This window comes from Halorhodospira halophila (genome assembly GCF_016653405.1).
GTDB classification, from domain to species: Bacteria; Pseudomonadota; Gammaproteobacteria; order Nitrococcales; family Halorhodospiraceae; genus Halorhodospira; species Halorhodospira halophila_A.
This window is the reverse complement of sequence record NZ_NHSN01000021.1, coordinates 61,005-78,104: the sequence shown is the minus strand read 5'-3', so window position 1 is coordinate 78,104 and position 17,100 is coordinate 61,005. Positions and strand designations below refer to the sequence as shown.

Annotated in this window: 16 protein-coding genes and 1 pseudogene; 9 read left to right on the top strand and 8 right to left on the bottom strand. The window is 67.2% G+C overall.

The window, feature by feature from the left end; translation table 11 throughout:
* Positions 1–244, bottom strand: a 244-nt coding sequence (locus CCR79_RS13675; RefSeq protein ID WP_242510887.1) for a hypothetical protein, incomplete at its 3' end; no start/stop codon positions are given.
* Here CCR79_RS13675 and CCR79_RS08890 point away from each other — a divergent pair.
* Both CCR79_RS08890 and CCR79_RS08885 read left to right on the top strand, forming a co-directional pair.
* A pseudogene (locus CCR79_RS08890) lies at positions 161–748 on the top strand (helix-turn-helix domain-containing protein); the annotation flags it as partial. The gene CCR79_RS13675 and the pseudogene CCR79_RS08890 overlap by 84 nt on opposite strands.
* 231 nt (positions 749–979) lie before the next feature.
* Positions 980–1,357: a cupin domain-containing protein gene (locus CCR79_RS08885; RefSeq protein ID WP_201171095.1), complete on the top strand. Its 378-nt coding sequence runs from the start codon at positions 980–982 to the stop codon at positions 1,355–1,357.
* On the opposite strand, the gene CCR79_RS08880 is transcribed toward CCR79_RS08885, so the two are convergent.
* Positions 1,354–2,235, bottom strand: a complete 882-nt coding sequence (locus CCR79_RS08880) for an ATP-binding protein (RefSeq protein WP_201171093.1) — start codon at positions 2,233–2,235, stop codon at positions 1,354–1,356. The two genes, CCR79_RS08885 and CCR79_RS08880, sit on opposite strands and share 4 nt — an antisense overlap.
* 64 nt (positions 2,236–2,299) lie before the next feature.
* On the opposite strand from CCR79_RS08880, the gene CCR79_RS08875 reads away from it, so the two are divergent.
* A complete protein-coding gene (locus CCR79_RS08875) occupies positions 2,300–4,228 on the top strand; it encodes an ATP-binding cassette domain-containing protein (RefSeq protein ID WP_201171108.1) in 1,929 nt (642 codons plus the stop codon).
* A gap of 75 nt (positions 4,229–4,303) precedes the next feature.
* Here the strand turns inward: CCR79_RS08875 and CCR79_RS08870 are convergent, their stop codons facing one another.
* Together CCR79_RS08870 and CCR79_RS08865 are read right to left on the bottom strand one after the other, a co-directional pair.
* A complete protein-coding gene (locus CCR79_RS08870; protein WP_201171091.1) occupies positions 4,304–4,864 on the bottom strand; it encodes a hypothetical protein in 561 nt (186 codons plus the stop codon).
* 170 nt (positions 4,865–5,034) lie between these two features.
* A complete protein-coding gene (locus CCR79_RS08865) occupies positions 5,035–5,904 on the bottom strand; it encodes a LysR substrate-binding domain-containing protein (RefSeq protein WP_201171089.1) in 870 nt (289 codons plus the stop codon).
* A 145-nt stretch (positions 5,905–6,049) separates the two neighbouring features.
* Between CCR79_RS08865 and CCR79_RS08860 the strand changes: the two genes are divergently transcribed.
* Positions 6,050–6,997 carry an EamA family transporter gene (locus CCR79_RS08860; RefSeq protein WP_201171087.1) on the top strand — a complete coding sequence of 316 codons (948 nt, stop codon included), beginning with the start codon at positions 6,050–6,052 and terminating at the stop codon, positions 6,995–6,997.
* Here the strand turns inward: CCR79_RS08860 and CCR79_RS08855 are convergent.
* On the bottom strand, positions 6,895–8,406 hold the full coding sequence (locus CCR79_RS08855; RefSeq protein ID WP_201171085.1) for an SDR family oxidoreductase: 1,512 nt from the start codon (positions 8,404–8,406) through the stop codon (positions 6,895–6,897). The two genes, CCR79_RS08860 and CCR79_RS08855, sit on opposite strands and share 103 nt — an antisense overlap.
* A 126-nt stretch (positions 8,407–8,532) precedes the next feature.
* Here CCR79_RS08855 and CCR79_RS08850 point away from each other — a divergent pair, with 126 nt between their 5' ends.
* On the top strand, positions 8,533–9,099 hold the full coding sequence (locus CCR79_RS08850; protein WP_201171082.1) for a lipocalin family protein: 567 nt from the start codon (positions 8,533–8,535) through the stop codon (positions 9,097–9,099).
* A gap of 34 nt (positions 9,100–9,133) precedes the next feature.
* Here the strand turns inward: CCR79_RS08850 and CCR79_RS08845 are convergent, their stop codons facing one another.
* A complete protein-coding gene (locus CCR79_RS08845) occupies positions 9,134–11,038 on the bottom strand; it encodes an ATP-binding protein (protein ID WP_201171079.1) in 1,905 nt (634 codons plus the stop codon).
* Positions 11,039–11,214: 176 nt separating this feature from the next.
* Between CCR79_RS08845 and CCR79_RS08840 the strand changes: the two genes are divergently transcribed.
* Together CCR79_RS08840 and CCR79_RS08835 are read left to right on the top strand one after the other, a co-directional pair.
* On the top strand, positions 11,215–12,579 hold the full coding sequence (locus tag CCR79_RS08840) for a TrpB-like pyridoxal phosphate-dependent enzyme (protein WP_201171074.1): 1,365 nt from the start codon (positions 11,215–11,217) through the stop codon (positions 12,577–12,579).
* A 41-nt stretch (positions 12,580–12,620) separates the two neighbouring features.
* A complete protein-coding gene (locus CCR79_RS08835) occupies positions 12,621–13,073 on the top strand; it encodes a hypothetical protein (RefSeq protein WP_201171072.1) in 453 nt (150 codons plus the stop codon).
* On the opposite strand, the gene CCR79_RS08830 is transcribed toward CCR79_RS08835, so the two are convergent.
* Together CCR79_RS08830 and CCR79_RS08825 are read right to left on the bottom strand one after the other, a co-directional pair.
* A complete protein-coding gene (locus tag CCR79_RS08830; RefSeq protein WP_201171069.1) occupies positions 13,056–14,318 on the bottom strand; it encodes a coenzyme F420 hydrogenase/dehydrogenase beta subunit N-terminal domain-containing protein in 1,263 nt (420 codons plus the stop codon). The genes CCR79_RS08835 and CCR79_RS08830 overlap by 18 nt on opposite strands.
* 85 nt (positions 14,319–14,403) lie before the next feature.
* The gene (locus CCR79_RS08825) at positions 14,404–15,015 is read right to left on the bottom strand and encodes a helix-turn-helix domain-containing protein (protein WP_242510882.1); all 612 of its coding nucleotides are present in this window, start codon (positions 15,013–15,015) and stop codon (positions 14,404–14,406) included.
* A gap of 300 nt (positions 15,016–15,315) precedes the next feature.
* On the opposite strand from CCR79_RS08825, the gene bchF reads away from it, so the two are divergent.
* Both bchF and CCR79_RS08815 read left to right on the top strand, forming a co-directional pair.
* Complete coding sequence (bchF, locus tag CCR79_RS08820; protein WP_201171060.1) at positions 15,316–15,828, top strand: 2-vinyl bacteriochlorophyllide hydratase; 513 nt, start codon at positions 15,316–15,318, stop codon at positions 15,826–15,828.
* Positions 15,825–17,099: a ferredoxin:protochlorophyllide reductase (ATP-dependent) subunit N gene (locus CCR79_RS08815; RefSeq protein WP_201171057.1), complete on the top strand. Its 1,275-nt coding sequence runs from the start codon at positions 15,825–15,827 to the stop codon at positions 17,097–17,099. The genes bchF and CCR79_RS08815 overlap by 4 nt, the downstream gene beginning before the upstream one ends.
* Position 17,100 lies beyond the last annotated feature (1 nt).

Genomic DNA, 17,100 nt, shown 5'->3' with positions numbered 1-17,100 from the left:
CACGGCTGGCTGCTGGAGCGCCATGGGTTCCGGTCGCCGGCGCAGGTTCGTACAGACTACCTGGAAACCATGCCGATGGCGGCGTGATTATGCTTACCGGGTGTCCAGGCAACCGGGTGCGGTACACGGCGTGATTATGCTTACCGGGTGTCCAGGCAACCGGGTGCGGTACATTCCCGGCGAGTTTGCGCGCGCGTGCCTGGAGCGTGATGCCAGTGATCCGCTGGATTTCGGCGCTGTCCATACACGCCACCATCACGACCCGCTGATTATTCAGGGTTTGACCCTTGTTTGGCAGGAGATGGGCCGCGAAGACCCGGCCGCGCGGATCTTCCTAGACGGTATGATGGCCGTCCTGGTGGTCCGGCTGAGCCGCCTGTCCCAGCAGGTCGCCAGGGTGGAGGACTGCCGCGGGGGGCTGGCCCCGCGCCAGTCGGCACGGGTGATCGAGTACATGCACAGACATCTGGATCAGCCTGTTACGCTGGCCGAGCTCGCGGCGCTGTGCAGCTTGTCGCCATGGCACTTTTCCCGGGCCTTTGCCCACTCCCATGGGGATCCGCCCCATCGTTATCTGACGCGCCTGCGGCTGCGCAAGGCCCGGGAGCTGCTGGAAACCACCTCTTTGCCCATCCACGAGGTCGCATCGGCCACGGGTTATTCGCATCAACAGTTGGTGCGCCATTTTCGTCGTGCCACCGGCCTGCCTCCGGGCGTCTACCGCCAGCAGTATCGGGACCGGCGCTAGGGCCCCGGCCGGATCGAGTGGCTGAAACCGCAAGAAGTGGAAAGCAACCGCAATCCCATGGAAGCGGCGCCACGCCGGCCTGCCTATCATCAATCCAGATCCGTATAAGTGACCGGCGCATCAGCGCCGGCCCTGGCGAACCTGTGTGTCCGAACTCGCGATCTCGTGGGTGGCGAGATCCGAGTACTCGTGGGGCCACCCGAAGCGTCGACTCCGAGGGAGGAAGTCATCATGCGCATCACCAAGTCAGAGGTTCCGGAAGTCTTCAGCGTCCCTGGTGCCGTGGCGCGGCAGGTGCTGGATTTCGGCGATGCAAGCGATTACGGCAAGATGACCGGAGAGTACTTCTCGCTGGGAGAGGGCACCGATATTACCCCGTTGTTACAAGGGCTTGAGGGGGATCTGTGTCAGTCGCCTCACTGGGGTTACATGATCTCGGGGAGGCTCACCATCACCTTTTCCGACGGGGCCGAGGAAAAGGTGCGTGCGGCAGATCTTTTCTACTGGCCACCGGGCCACACGCTACGGGTCGAGGATGCCGAGATCATCCTCTTCAGCCCGCAGGCCGAGCACTGCGCAACGCTCAACCACCTGAAGAGCCAACTCTAGACATGCTCCGCGGCGGGCAGGCCCTGGCGGCCAACCCAGTCCCGGGCGAACTGCCAGGCCACCCGCCCGCTGCGCGAGCCGCGGTCGAGCGCGTAGGCCAGAGCCGCCTGCCGCGCCGCCTCGCTGTCGCCATCGCTGCCTCCCAGGTGCTCGATCCAGCTGCCCACGATTTCCAGGTAACGCTCTTGGGCGAATGGGTGGAAGGAAAGGCGGACCCCGAAGCGCTCCGAGAGCGAGATGCGCTCCTCTACGCCGTCACCGTGGTGGAGCTCGCCGCCGCTGATGCGCGCCTGGTCGTTGTCCGCCATCTGCTCCGGGACCAAGTGGCGTCGGTTCGAGGTCGCGTAGAGCAGCACGTTGTCGGCGCAGCCACTCAGTGAGCCGTCCAGCACCGCCTTGAGGGCCCGGTAAGAGTGGTCGCTGGCGTCGAAGGAGAGGTCGTCGCAGTAGACAATAAAGCGCTCCGGGCGCTGCGCGAGCAACGGCAGCAGGCGGGGCAGATCGGTGAGGTGCTCGGGTTCCATCTCGATCAGGCGCAGGCCCTGCGCCGCGAAGGCGCGGTGCAGGGCCTGGATCAGCGACGACTTGCCGGTGCCGCGTGCGCCCCACAGCAGTGCGTTGTTCGCCGGCAGGCCGGCGAGGTGCTGTCGGGTGTTGCGCAGCAGGGTCGTCTTCTGGCGCTCGATGCCGTGTAGGTGCGCGAGCTCGATCCGGGGCGTGACCGCGATCGGTTCCAGATAGCCGCGTTCGGCACGACGCTGCCAACGGAAAGCGGTGGTGGCATCCCAGTCCGGTGCCGTCTGCGCGGGCGGCAGCAGAGGCTCGATGCGCTCGAGCAGGCGTTCAGCGCGGTCGAGAAACTGTTCCAGGCGGTCCATGAGCCTCCCTTTTCTCATCGGCTTGGCACGCGGGGGCCCGCCTGCGGTTGTTACCATGGCGGGCATGATCCGGTTCAACGATATCACCCTGCGCCGCGGCGCTGAGCCCCTGCTCGAAGGGGCCAGTGCCACCATCGACCCCGGCCACAAGATTGGGCTGATCGGTGCCAACGGGTCGGGGAAGAGCAGCCTGCTGGCGCTGCTACGCGGCGAGTTGGCCACCGACCGTGGCGAGTTGCAATGTCCCGGTGGGTGGCGGGTCGCCTGGATGGCCCAGGAGACGCCGGCCCTGGAGCGCCCGGCGCTGGAGTTCGTCCTGGACGGGGACCAGGCCCTGCGTCAGGCGGAGCAGGAAGTGGCGGCTGCGGAGCGTTCTGCGGATGGCCACCGGATTGCGGCTGCCCACGCCCGGCTCGAGGCGGCGGATGGCTACAGCGCGCCGGCGCGGGCCGAGGAGCTTTTGAACGGGCTGGGTTTCGCCCCCGGCGACGGGCAGCGCCCGGTCTCGGCCTTCTCCGGCGGTTGGCGGGTGCGGTTGAGCCTGGCCCAGGCGTTGATGGCCCCCTCGGATCTGCTGCTGCTCGATGAGCCCACCAATCACCTCGACCTGGAGGCCGTCCTCTGGCTGGAGCAGTGGCTTCGCGAATACGCCGGCACGCTGCTGCTGATCTCCCACGACCGGGAACTGCTCGATCGGGTCGTCGATGGCGTGCTCCACATCGAGCAGCGTCAGCTCCATTTCTATCGCGGCGGTTACAGCGATTTTGAGCGTCAGCGGGCCGAGCGACTGGCCCGGCAGCAGGCGCTCTACGAGAAGCAGCAGCGCGAGATCGCTCACATGCAGCGGTTCGTCGAGCGATTTCGGGCCAAGGCCAGCAAGGCGCGCGCGGCACAGAGCCGGATCAAGGCGTTGGAGCGGATGGAGCGCCTGGCCCCGGCACACGCCGACTCGCCTTTCACCTTCGAGTTTGTCGACGCCCCGGCGGCGGCCAACCCGTTGCTGACCCTGGACGGGGTGGATCTGGGGTATGCCACCGATCCGGTGCTTCGTGGCGTGACGCTGAGTCTGGCCCATGAGGATCGGATCGGGCTGCTCGGCCCCAACGGCGCGGGTAAATCCACGCTGGTGCGCGCCCTGGCGGGTGAGTTGCAGCCGCAGACCGGCGTTATGACGCCGGCATCGGGGCTGCGGGTTGGCTATTTTGCCCAGCATCAGCTTGAGCAGCTCGATGCGCAGAGCACGCCGCTGGAGCATCTGCATCGCTTGGCGCCGGGGGCCGCCCCGCAACGGCTGCGGGATTTTCTGGGTGGCTTCGGCTTTGTCGGTGATCAGGCCACCGAGCCGGTGGCGCCGCTTTCCGGCGGCGAGAAGGCGCGGCTGGTGCTGGCGCTGCTGGTCTGGCAGCAGCCGAATCTGCTCTTGCTCGATGAGCCGACCAACCATCTGGATCTGGAGATGCGCCACGCGCTGACCCGGGCCCTACAGGGGTTCGCCGGGGCGGTGGTGGTGGTCTCCCACGATCGCAGCCTACTGGCCGCCACCGTCGACCGGTTCTGGCTGGTGGCCGACGGCGGTGTCAGCCCGTTCGATGGCGATCTGAACGATTACCACGGTTGGCTGGTCGAGCGGCGTCGGGTCGGCGCGGGGCGTCGTTTGGATGAGCGCTCCGGCGCTGGCGCATCCGCCCCGGATGCAGCGCAGAAAGCCGGAGGGCGCAAGGACCAGCGACGCCGGCAGGCGCAACAGCGCGCGGCGCTGAAGCCGCTGCGTGAACGCGCCGACGCGCTGCTGGAGCGAATCCAGGCCTGCGATGAGGCGCTCGCGGGGCTCGAGGCGCAGCTGGCCGACCCGCAACTCTACCAGGGCGATCCGCAGGCATTGACGGGGCTGCTGCAGGAGCAAGGTCGCCTGCAACGCGAGCGTGAGGGTTTAGAGGAGCAGTGGGTCGAGGCCGAGGAGGCCGTGGAGGCGGCCCAGGCTGCCGGGCAGTAGGTTGCGTGCCGTTGCGGCGCGGCAGGTCAGGGGCATGCCGGCCGGGCGGCGGGCGCCCGGCCGGCTGGGATCGCTTCAGCCGTTGAGATCGCTGCGGATCTGCTCGCGGATCCGATGGATCCAGACCAATGCACCGACGATCAGCGCGGCGCCGAGGCCCAGCACGGTGGCCTGCTCCGGGTTGGAGAGCAGTTCGATCTGCGTGCCCGGGCTGAGGTCCGTCCACACCATGCGCCCGGCGTCTTCCGCCGTCGCACAGAACTGGGCAAAGAGAAAGCCGCAGTAGAGCACCGCCACGCCGAGAAAGCCCACCAGCGCCGCCTGCCGGATTCGTTCGGACTGCTGGTAGCCACGTTCATAGTCCCAGTAGCCCAGCGCCGTGCGCTGGAACTCGAACTCTGCGGCGCGCAGCTTGTTGCCGATCTTCTCGTAAAGGAAGAAGGCAATGCCGATCAGCACTGCGGCGATGGCCACCCACGGGCTCACCGCCAGGTGCTCGCTCCAGAACTGTTCCACCAGGTAGGCGGTGACGAAGTGCGCCACCAAGAGGATCGCCAGAACGCTGCCCCAAAGCAGCGGGATCCGGCGATTGGTGTAGATCCGTAGCGCTTCGATAATCTCTTCGTTGCGTTTCATAAGCCAATCCTTTCCGTTGTCCGCTCCGGTGCGTGGGGCGAGGGCGCCCGGGGCTTCGCGCGGAGCAATCCGCTAGCAGCGCGGCATTAACCTACTCGCCGGTGTCTGCGGCTGCAAGCAGTCGAGGCGTTTTTCTGCATCCGAGGTATCGGTTTTTCTAACAGTGTCGGTCAGCCGTGGCTGACGTTGCCGAGTCGTTCCTGGAGCGTGTTGAACAACTGGCGTGCCGGCTCGCTGGGCCGCCCGGCGCCACGGTGGAGGGCCAGCTCGATGCTGGGCAGTTCCGGTAGCCCCGTCTCCTGTCCCAGTGTGCGCAGATCCGGATCGAGCATCGAAGGGGTGAGAACCGTCACGGCCAGCCCGGAGCGGACTGCCGCGCGCAGCCCGGCCAGGCTGGTACTGGTATAGGCAATGCGCCAGGGGAAGTCGGCGGCCTCCAGGGCTTCGACGGCTTGCTCGCGGAAGGTGCACACGCCCTGGCGGGAGAGGGCGAGCGGGAGTGGTTCGCGCTCCTCGGCGGCGTACGCCGCCGCTGCCGCCCAGACGAGGGGCTCGCGGCGCAGGACCTCGCCGCCCGGGCTTTTCGGTTGCCTGGTAACGACGGCCAGGTCCAGCTGGCCCGCCTGGACCTGCTCGATCAGGTCAACGCTCAGGCCGCCACTGACTTCGAGCTCGATGCCGGGGTAGCGGGCCTCGAAATCGCTCAGGCTCTCCGGCAGGAACATGATGTAGTCGTCGGGGATTCCCAGCCGAACCCGTCCCTCCATGCGCTCCTCCTGAAGCTCCTGCCAGGCGAGGGCATTTTGCTGCAATAGCCGACGCGCGTGGGCGAGCAGTCGTTCGCCCTTGGTGGTTGTCGCCAGCTTGCGCTGGTCGCGGCGCAGAAGGCGGTGGCCGGCCAACTCCTCCAGGCGGGTAATGTGAGCGCTGACAGTGGATTGGGCAAGGTGCAGCTGCTCGCCGGCGGCCGTGAAGCCGCCTTGTTCAACGACCGCGACGAAGGTCTGGAGCAGCGTTAGATCGAGGATGCGTGTCTTCATGAGCGATCGAGCAACGTGATCGGTTGATTATGAAGATTCGTTTGGAAGATCGAATGATGAGCCCTATATTACGCGGCCCGTTCATGTCCATCAAAAGGTTAGAGGAGGTCATGCGTTGCTGAACCGTGCGCTGCTTTCGGGTCTTGTGGCTGGTGTTTTTTCGGTAAGTCTGTGGGGCAGTCTGCCGTTGTTGCGCCAACTTACCGATTTGCCGGCCATGATGACGACGGTAGTGGCCCTGATGGCGGCCGCTGCGGTCGCTTGGTGTTCGGCAATTTTGGTGCGTGAGCCGCACGGCCGAATGCCGGACCCGGATCTGAGCTACTGGCTCGGCGGCGTGCTCTCGCTTGTGGCAGCGCTCTACCTCTACTTCGCCGCGCTGGCCTGGGGGGAGCCAGCACGCGTGACGTTGGTCACGTACCTGTGGCCAGTGGTGTTCGTGCTTGTCGCCAATTGGTTGGCCGGGCGCGGGGTTCAGCCCCGGGTGCTCGTCGGGATGGTCGTGGCGTTTGTCGGCGTGGCGCCGCTGATCCTGGGAGACGCGCCTGCCGGGGCGCCTGCCGGGGCGGAGACTCCGTTGGTCGCTTACGTCTTCGGGGTGATCAGTGGTTGTGCTTGGGCGGCGTTCTCGGTCTACCTCACGCAGGCGGGCTCGATCCCGTTCCGCGGCTATGCGCGAATGTTCGCCCAGGCGACGCTCATCGCCGTGGTGCTCCAGCTCCTGCTTGGTGAGAGCGTCAGTGCACCTCAGGGTACGGACTGGCTGGCGGCCGCCCTGATCGGCGTGGGTCCGTACGGGATTGCGTTCATGACCTGGGGGCTCGCCCTGCGCAAGGGTCCCACCGGGCTGCTCGGTGTGCTGACCTACATGGTCCCGGTCATCTCGGCGGTCCTGCTGGTTCTCACCGGCTTTACCGAGCCGGAGCCGGCTCTGCTGATCGCGGGCCTGGCCGTGGTCGGCGGTGCGCTGCTGGCGCAGAGCGCCGAGGGTCAGTCCGAGTCGGGTGCCGCCGAGCGGGACCCGGACGCAGTGGAAGAAGCCTCAGCCCGCCGGGCGATGGATCGGGCCAGCCCCGAGAATATGAGGGAGTGAGCTGGGGCTAGGGCGTACCAGTAGAGTAGGCCCCAGACCCCGGCCGGGTGCCAGTGGTTGGCCACCGTGATTTCGGTGCCGCCCCCGGTTCGCGGCGTGAGCTCGATCTCTAGTACGCCGGAGCCGGGGGCGCGCATGCCGAACCACAGGGTCATCCGCCGCTCCGGTTCCAGTTCGATAACCCGCCAAGAGTCGATCATGTCGCCCACGCGTAGCTCCGTCGGGTGGCGTCGGCCATAGTTCCTGCCCGGTCCGCCTACCAGCCAGTCCAGGGTCTCGCGGATTTTCCACAGCGCGTTGGCGTAGTAGTAGCGGTTCTCGCCCCCGATGGCGGTGACCACGGGCCAGACGGCATCGGGCTCCGCGGTGGTGACGGCGGAGCCGTGGGCCTTTTTGGCGTAGTAGCTGTAGTCGATCCGGTAGTTGCGGAACATGAAGGCGCCCTCGGTCCAGCGGGCCGCCACGGACCGCTCGCGCTCGGCGCGGAAGACGTCGCGCACGGCGCCGCGGAAGTCCCGCAGCTGCTGGGGTACCAGGCGGCGGATCTCGCTGTCATCGGCCCGGTAGTCCTCACGCAGCCCCTCGATCAGGGCTCTGGCGATCGGTGTGGGGACGGCGGTGACGAGGCGCAGCCAATAGGAGGAGAGCTTCGGAGTCAGCAAGGGGACCGGGATCACTTTCGGGGGGCGCCGTCCCGCCTCCTCGGCGAGGATGCGCATCATCTGGGCGTAGGTCAGGTGTTCCGGGCCGGCGACGTCCAGAATGGCTCCGGCGGTTTCCTCGCACTGCGGTGCCCGACGCAGGTACTCAAGAAGATCCTGCAGCGCAATGGGCGGCGACTGCGCAAAGACCCAGCGCGGCGTGACCATGATCGGGAGGTGGAGCACTAGGTCGCGCATGATCTCGAACGCCGCCGACCCAGGTCCAACGATGATGCCGGCCCGCAGCTCGGTCACCGGCACGGATCCTTCGCGCAGGGTATCGCCGGTCTGTCGCCGCGAGAGGATGTGCGCGGAACTCGCCGACTCGGGCACCAGTCCACCGAGGTAGACGATTCGGCGCACCCCGGCCTCCGCGGCGGCAGCCGCGAAGTTGCGGGCCGCCTCGACATCCAGGGTCCCGAAGGCCTTGCCGGCGCCCATGGAGTGGACCAGGTAGTAGGCCACGTCCGCACCCTGCAGGGCCGGTACCAGGGTCTCGGGCTTGAGGGCGTCGGCAGCGACCAGTTCGGCCCCTTCCCACTCGCGGGCTTCGAGCACCTCGCGGTTGCGGGCAACCGCCCGCACCCGGCAGCCGGCTTCGAGCAGTTCGGCGACCAGGTGGGAGCCGATATAGCCGCTGGCGCCGAAAACCACGTAACGCGAGGAGTTGTTCGCCGCGGAGTCGTGCTGCGGATGGTCCGTGTCCATGATCCTGCTCTTCCCCTGCGTCTGGTCTCCTATCCAGTAGGATGACGGATCAGGGCGATAAGTTCATCGGTTGATTCCGGGCTGTGACACCATGACCCGGTGATGCGGTCGAAGGAGGGGGCGTTGATGGCAAGGGTCCTGGGGCGTTGTCTGCGTGGAGCCGGGGTGTTGCTGCTGCTTGCAGGGGCGCTTTCGATAGCCGGAGGGTGTACCGGACTGCCCGCGGGGGTGGATCCCGTCGATGGGTTCGAGGCGGAGCGGTTTACGGGGCAGTGGTATTCCATCAAACGGCTCGATCATCGCTTCGAGCGGGGCCTGACCGACGTCAGCGCGGAATACTGGATCCGCGAGGACGGGCGCCTCGGCGTACGCAACCGCGGGTACGATCCCAGCGATGAGCAGTGGCAGGAGATTGAGGGTACCGCGCGGTTCCAGGGCGAACCGGATGTGGCCAGCCTGACGGTGACCTTCACATGGCCCATCCGCGGCGGCTACCACGTCATCGCGCTGGATAAGGACGCGTATGAGTGGGCGATGGTCTCCGGTCCGACCCGTGGGTACCTGTGGATCCTCTCCCGGGAGCCGGAACTCGATGAGCAGATTCTGGAAGAGTTGGTCGGCCGGGCCGAGGCGCTGGGGTTCGATGTCGAGGAGCTCCAGCGGGTGGAGCACGGCACGGCGCCATCGGGGTGAGCGGCGGCGGCTGCGGATCCGGCCACTGGCCGGCTCATCGCGGGGCGAATCGGGCGATCAGCGCATCCAGGTCGGCCAGTCGAAACGGCTTGAGCAGGTAGCCGTCCAGGGTGCCATCGGCGGTTTCCAGCGTCTCGTTGGCCGCATCGGCACTCAGCGCCACCACAGGGAGTCGGCACAGCTCGGGATCCGCGCGAAGGGCGCGCAGCACCTCGCGGCCATGCATGTCGGGCAGGTGCATGTCCAGAAGCACCAGATCGGGCTGACACTGCCGGACGCGCGCCAAGCCCTCGGCGCCGGTCCAGGCCTCATCCAATTCGACCCCCGTTTTGCGGCGGATCAGACCGCGGACGACCATCATGTTCAGCTCGTTATCCTCGATGTAGCAGATGCGCATGGGCGCTGCGGGCCTCGTCTCATCGAGGCGCAGGGGGATCTCCGCGCTTGACGGGGAGGGCTCGTTGAGGTGGTAGGGCAGGGTTAGTCGCATGGTGGTCCCGCGTTCCGGGGCGGTGGTGAGCAGGTTCAGGTCGCCGCTCATCATCCGGGCTAGGCGCCGCGACAGCGATAGACCAATGCCACTGCCTTCGATGGAACCGGCCTCGCGTCCGAGCCGCTCGAACGGCTCGAACAGGCGTTCGCGTCGGGCATGGGGGATGCCGCTGCCCGTGTCCGCGACATCGATATGTACGCCGTGCTCGGCGGCGGACCAGGAGACGCTGATCGTGCCCCCCGGGCGGTTGTACTTGATGGCGTTGGAGAGCAGGTTGAGCAGGATCTGGCGGCTGCGGACCGGGTCCGCTCGGGCCCAGGGGGCCGGTTCGGCAGTGTCCTGGCAGTCCACGAAGAGCCCGCGGCGCCGCGCCTGCTCGCCGATCATCGCCAAGCTGTTGCGCACGAGAGCATCGACGGCCAGCGGCTCGGCGTGAACAGCCAGTTGACCCGCCTCGATCTGCGCGAAGTCGATGACGTCGCCGATCAGATCGCGCAGGTGCCAGCCCGCCGACAGGATCTGGTCAAGGTGGTGATCCCGGTCTGCGGACGCTTCAGGCGGGGTGTGGTGGAGCAGCTGAGCGAAGCCAGTAATGGCGTTCAGCGGGGTGCGCAGCTCGTGGCTCATGGCGGCGAGGAATTCCGATTTGGCCCGGCTGGCTCGTTCGGCGCGCTCGCGGGCCTGGCGCAGATCCTCGTTCAGTTGAGCCATCTCCGCTTCGCCCTGCTTGCGCTGGGTGATGTCGCGGAAGTAGACCGCCAGCCCCTCTTCGGAGGGGTAGGCCCGCGCCTCAAACCAGGTCTCGACCGGCGCGAAGTAGGCCTCGAAGACCACTGGATCCCGCTTGGCCATGGCATGGCGGTAATTTGCCTCGAACGCGGTGCCCAGCGCTTCGGGGAAGACCTCCCAGGCCACGCGGCCGAGGATCTGCTCGCGCCGGCAGTTGAGTTGGCGTTCCGCCTCGCGGTTGAGATAGGTGAAACGCCAGGCTGGATCGACCAGGAAGAAGGCGTCGGTGATGCTCTCCAGCGTGGTCTCCAGGCGCTGTGACAGGCGCCGGGCCTGACGTTCGGCGGCCTTGATGTCGGTCAGATCCTGCAGCGCGCCGCGCAGGCCCAGGATGTTGCCGTAGTCGTCCATCAGCGGTTTGCCCAGCTTGCGGACATGGAGCCGGCGGCCGCTGGTGGTGTGGATATCGACATCGACCTGGAAGGGGCGGGCATGGTGGAGGGCGGCGTGGGTGGCTCGGGTGACCGTGGCCCGATGCTCGGGCGGGTAGAGGCCGAGTCCGGTGCGCAGGTTCAGGGGGCGGTCCGGGGGCAGTTCGAGGAGTCGTCGGGTCTCCATGGACAGGTGGATGACCTGTGTGGAGCGGTCGAGCATCCAGCCACCGATCGCGGTGGTCGCCTGCGCGACCTCGAGGAGGGTTTGCTGATCGGTCACCATGGCGTTGAGCCTTCCCTAGCTGCGGCAGCTTGTCGCTCATCCATACCGTGTAAGGGTGTCCGGTGGCAACCCTCATTGTTCCGGCGGCGGCGTGTCGCGCCCTGTCAGCTTTCCCTGACGCGCGGGCGCGGCTACCATAGCCGGCGTTCTGATCAGGGCCAGCGCGAGAGCCAACCATGAGTGAGACCGTCAAGTATGTGCTCGATGAGGCGCGGATACCGCGCGCCTGGTACAACATCAGTGCCGACCTACCTGCCCCGCTGGCACCGGTGCTCCATCCGGCGACGCGGGAGCCCGTCTCTGAGGGGGATCTGGCACCGCTGTTCCCCCGTGGCGTGATCGAGCAGGAACTGAGCACCGAGCGGGAGATCGAGATCCCCGAGCCGGTCCGTGACGCGTACCGGCAGTGGCGGCCGGCGCCGCTTTACCGGGCGCGCCGCCTGGAAAGGGCCCTCGATACGCCGGCACGGATCTATTACAAGTACGAGGGCGTCAGTCCCGCCGGGAGCCACAAACCAAACACGGCTCTCCCGCAGGCCTTCTACAACCACGCCGAGGGTGTGCGCCGCATTACCACCGAGACCGGGGCTGGTCAGTGGGGTTCTTCACTGGCCCTCGCTGGTGCCATGTTCGGCCTCGATATCGAGGTCTTTATGGTCGGGGTGAGTTACAGGCAGAAGCCGTACCGGCGCGCTTTCATGGAGAGCTTCGGGGCGCGGTGCATCGCTAGCCCGAGCCAAGAGACGGCCTTCGGGCGCTCGGTGCTGGCGGACAACCCGGACAGCACCGGGAGCCTGGGTATCGCCATCGGTGAGGCGGTCGAGCTGGCCGCGCAGCGCGACGACACGAAGTACGCGCTGGGCAGCGTGCTCAACCACGTGCTGCTGCACCAGACCGTTACGGGGCTCGAGGCCATGGAGCAGCTGGCCATGGCCGATGATTACCCCGACACCGTCATTGCCTGCACCGGGGGAGGCAGCAACTTCGCGGGCATCGTCTTCCCCTTCCTGGGGGCGGCCATGCGCGGCGGGCCGAGCATCGAGGCCATTGCCGTCGAGCCGTTGGCCTGTCCGACCCTGACGCGGGGCCGGTTTGCCTACGATTACGGCGATTCGGCGCAGTTGACGCCGCTGACCAAGATGCACACCCTTGGCTCCGGTTTCATGCCGCCGGGGTTCCACGCCGGGGGGCTGCGCTACCACGGTATGGCCCCGCAGATCAGCCACCTGATGGACCTCGGCTACCTCGACGCGCGGGCCTACGATCAGCTCGACTGCTTCGCCGCCGGGCTGCAGTTTGCCCGGGCCGAAGGAATCATCCCCGCGCCGGAGGCCAACCACGCGGTCAAGGCCGTGATCGATGAGGCACAGGGGTGCCGCGAGCGTGGCGAGTCGAAGGCGATCCTGTTCAATCTCTGCGGCCACGGCAATTTCGACATGCAGGCCTACACGGATTACCTGGCGGGCAACCTCAGCGACCTCGGCGGGAGCCAGGTCGAGACGGCCATGGCGCTGTCCGGACTGCCGTCGGTGGAGCGCTGACGGCGGCCTGCCCATCCCACTTTCAGAGTAAGGAGCGCAGCATGACCAACGAGATCCTCGAGGAGCGGAAACGGTTACTCCAGGAACTCACCAAGTCGACCTGGCTCTCCGCCGGGATCAGCTTCTCGCTGGCGGCGATCGGTGGCGTGATCGCCTACCTCATCGGTATCCAGCGGGATCTGCTCCCCGGTGCGGAGCAGACGCTGGCGGTCATGATCATCGCCATCGCACTGCCGGCCGCGATCTTCGTGCTTGTCGGTCTGCGCAAGATGTTCTGGATCCGGGCCATCAGCGCTGAAACGGAGCGGCTGCAGTCCCGGCAGTTCCTCACCCGCTACGTCGAGGCGCTCGGGCCGATGGGGCTGCGCAGCCTGTCCGTCATTGCCAAGGCGCAGGTGGATCGGGCCCTTGAGCGCGAGAAGAACGGCGAGAAGGCCACTGCCCGGGAGTACGCCGAGGCGCTGCGCTATGTGCTACTAATCGATCCGGTCTGAATCCGCCCCGCTCCGGGCCTCGGTGTGCCGGGGCCCGGGGTGCTGCTGCGGGGTGGTGATCCGATAGCCTTCGACCAGCCGGTTGACGTGTGCGGGCACCATGGTCCGGGCGCGCCGGGGCGCCTTATGTCGGAGGTGGATGAGGGTCTCGGCGGCCTTCATCTCCAGCCGCGCCCGCGCCAGCTCCAGCCCGCGTGGGCCGACATACGGCATGAGCCGGCCGACGATCGGCCGCAGCCAGTTCGGCATGCCTCGCGCCGGCATGCCCCCCGCTGCGCGCTCAGTATTGTCGATGAAACCCTGCACCGGGCCAGCGCGCTTGCCCCCGGAGCTTGGCTGGCGCAGGCGCACTTCGTCGCCCAGCAGCTCCAGCATGGCCTCGCCGCGTTCATTGCGCACGATGATCCACTGCTCGCCCCGCCCGGCCATGTAGCCGACGGTGATGTCCGCCAGGGCGTTGGTGTAGTCGACGCAGGTGCGGCAGGTTAGCGGCCAGAAGTCGGCGGGCAGCCTGGAGATCGGCAGCTGCAGGAAGGGGATCTCGCGTTTGCTGCCGTCGCGGAAGCGCAGTTCGACGTAGTAGTCGGCCCGGAACTCCAGGTAGGTCACGTCCTCTGGTGCAGGGGTCAAGAGTTCGAGGAAGCGGTGGAAGTGCTCTGTCGACGTGTTGTCCGAGCACGGCGTGCCGATGATCTCCAGGCGTTCCAGGCCGAGTTCGCGCTCGAGGGCTCTCAGCGGGTAGGTCTGGCAGGGCAGTGCGATCACCCCTAGCCGTCGGTAGCCCTGCGCCAGCGCAGGCTCAAGCAGGGCGAGCAGGGGGGCATAGCCCATGCGCATGCCGCGGCACTGAGTCAGCTGCGCCGGATCGGTGACCAGAACGGGGCGGGGTCGCCAGGGGTCGTCGGCGTTGCCCGTGACGGTCAGGACCGCGTCCACGCGCCCGCTCTCCAGCAGCCGTTCCGCCAGTCGGGTGGTGACGCCGGTCCACTGAGCGCCGGCCCGCGGGCGTCGCAGGGCGGCCTGGTGCATGCTCCGGAAGGGGCCGAAGTGCAGCTCGTCCGGGCGCTCAGGATCCCGGCTGCGGCCGTGCGTCCGGCGCTCCAGTCCAGGGTAGTCCGGACGGATGAACTGACAGGCTCGGCCGCAGCGCTTGGGCTCGGAGCTGCGCGAGAGTCCGCAGTCGGTGCAGAGATCCCGCGGGGCCGCAGCGGCCAGGGGGGGGGTCTGCGCAGTGGCTGGATCCATGACAGGGCCCTCGCTCAGTCGCCCAACGACAAGGAGCTCAAGCTAGAGGGGTGTGCGGGGTGGGTCAAGGGAGGTGCGGCACCGGTCAGTCGGCGTCGTTGTGGGAGGTCATCAGGCCGTGGCGTCGCAGCTTGGAGTAGAGGCTCTGGCGGCTGAGTCCGAGTAGTTCCGCTGCCGAGGCCCGGTTGTCGTGGGTGATGTTCAAGGCCGTCTCGATGCACATGCGCTCGATCAGGTCGGTCGCTTCGCGGACCAGATCGCGCAGGGGCACCTGGCCGACCAGGGCCGTAGTCTGCTCGATGGAGCGCAGGCGGTTGTGTTCACGCGGCTGCTGGCGCAGTGCGGCGCAGGGGCGCAGGTCCCGGCCCACCGCGGCGATTCGTCCGTCGCCGATCGGGATCAATCGGTAGCGCACCGGGATCGGGTTTCCGCGCTCGTCGATGTGCTGCAGGGTTGCGCTCTGCTGGTCGACGAGCAAACGGTCGACGGTCTGATGCTCCGTCGCACCGACCACCTCGCGCCATTGCCGGCCCCGCCAGCCAGCGGCGGCGCGGACACCCGGGTCATCGCTGCCCACCGCCACGTCGTGGATGGTTCCTTCAGCATCCACGATCAGGGCGATATCCGCGGCGGCCTTGAGCAGCCGGGCGACCGTCTCCGCGGGCAGATCGCCCAGCGTCTGTTGCGGCGCGTTCATCGATTTCAACTTCGGCCGTCCTCTGGGGCTTTGATCGGGTTTTTCGGGGGATTCGGGGCGTTGAATTCGGACCGATTTCATCGAGAATACTTGCGCACTCAATATTGACGCCATCCGGCGCGGATAGTTCAAGGGCGGAACGCGGGAATGCGACGATCTGTCGTCCTGCGCGACCGAATGCTAAGGCCCTGTATTGAAAGGTTGTGTCAATCGTGAGGCGCGTCCAGCCAGCTTGACACACCCCGGGGGGCGCTTTAAATTCGGCGAGAAGTCACTCCCGTAAAGTGGGGATGCAGCGCAATGCAGCATCAGGGTTCCATGAAATCACCTCCCGCCGGTCTATACACCGACGAAGAGCGCCGCCGTCGAGACGAGTCGCCCTGGACCCTCGTCCAGGGGATTCTGGCTCCCACGCAGTTCATCGTGTTTCTGGCCAGCCTGGGGCTGGTTCTGTGGTATCTCGCCACCGGCGAACTGCTCGAGTGGGCAGCCTGGTCGATCATCATCAAGACCCTGATCCTCTACACGATCATGGTCACCGGGGCGATCTGGGAGAAGGAGGTCTTCGGGCACTACCTTTTCGCTCCCGCGTTCTTCTGGGAGGACGTGGTCAGCATGGGGGTGATCGTCCTGCACACCGCGTACCTCGTGGTCTGGTTCGGTGACTTCCTGACCCCGGTCCAGCAAATGTGGATCGCGCTGGCCGCCTACGCGGCCTACGTCGTCAACGCCATGCAGTTTCTCCTCAAGCTCCGCGCCGCGCGCCTGCAGGAAGAGCAGATGCGCGCCGCCGGGCAGGGAGGGGCGGAATGACGCAAGCGGATCGCTGCAATGCCGGCGGGGTCTGCGGGGGGCTGGCCCAGGAAGAGGGGCAGCGCCAGGTCTTTTGTGGCCTGACGAGCATCGTATGGCTGCACCGGAAGATGCGCGACGCCTTCTTCCTGGTGGTCGGGTCGCGGACCTGCGCCCACCTGCTGCAGTCGGCGGCAGGCGTGATGATCTTCGCCGAGCCCCGCTTCGCAACCGCGGTGCTCGGCGAGCGCGATCTCGCCGGGATGGCCGACTGCAACGAGGAACTAGATCGGGTCGTCCACGAGCTCCTCGCCCGCCGTCCGGAGATCCGCACGCTGTTTCTGGTCGGCTCTTGCCCCTCGGAAGTCATCAAGCTCGACCTGGACAAGGCCGCGGAGCGGCTGACGGCGGCCCACGAGGGGCGGGTCCGCGTGCTCCCGTATTCGGGCAGCGGGCTCGAGACAACGTTCACCCAGGGCGAGGATCAGTTCCTGGGCACGCTGGCGCATGAGCTTCCGCCGAGTCAGGAGGACACGCCCTCGCTTATCGTTCTCGGCACCCTCGCGGACGTGGTCGAGGACCAGTTCCGGCGCCTGTTCGATCAGCTGGGAATCGGTCCCGTTCATTTCCTGCCGCCGCGCACCGGGGCCGAGCTGCCGCCGGTCGGCCCCGGGACCCGCGTCCTGCAGGCTCAGCCGTTCACTGGCGAGGCGACTCGTGCGCTCATTCGCCGCGGCGCAGAGCGGATCGATGCCCCGTACCCTCTGGGGATTGAAGGAACGCGCAGCTGGCTCCAGGCGGCCGCCCGATCCTTCGGGGTCTCCGATGAGCGGCTTGAGACGGTCATCGAAGCGCCCATCGCGCGGGCACAGGCAGCGCTGGAGCGGCAGCGGGAAGTGCTGCGCGACAAGCGCATCACCTTCCTGCCGGACTCGCAGCTGGAACTGCCGCTGGCGCGATTCCTCAGTGTGGAGTGCGGCATGCAGCCAGTTGAGGTAGCCACGCCGTACTTCGACCGCGAGTTCCACGGCCGGGAGCGGGATGCTCTCGCAGAGGGGGTTCGCTTGGTCGAGGGGCAGGATGTCGACGCCCAGCTGGACCGGTTGCGCGAGGACCGTCCCGATCTGACGGTCTGCGGGTTGGGGCTGGCGAACCCGCTGGAGGCGGAAGGCCTGCGCACGAAATGGTCCATCGAGCTGGTCTTCTCGCCCATCCAGGGCTTCGAGCAGGCTGGCGATCTCGCCGAGCTCTTCGCCCGCCCGCTGGTCCGCCACGAGACGCTGAAGGTGTAGA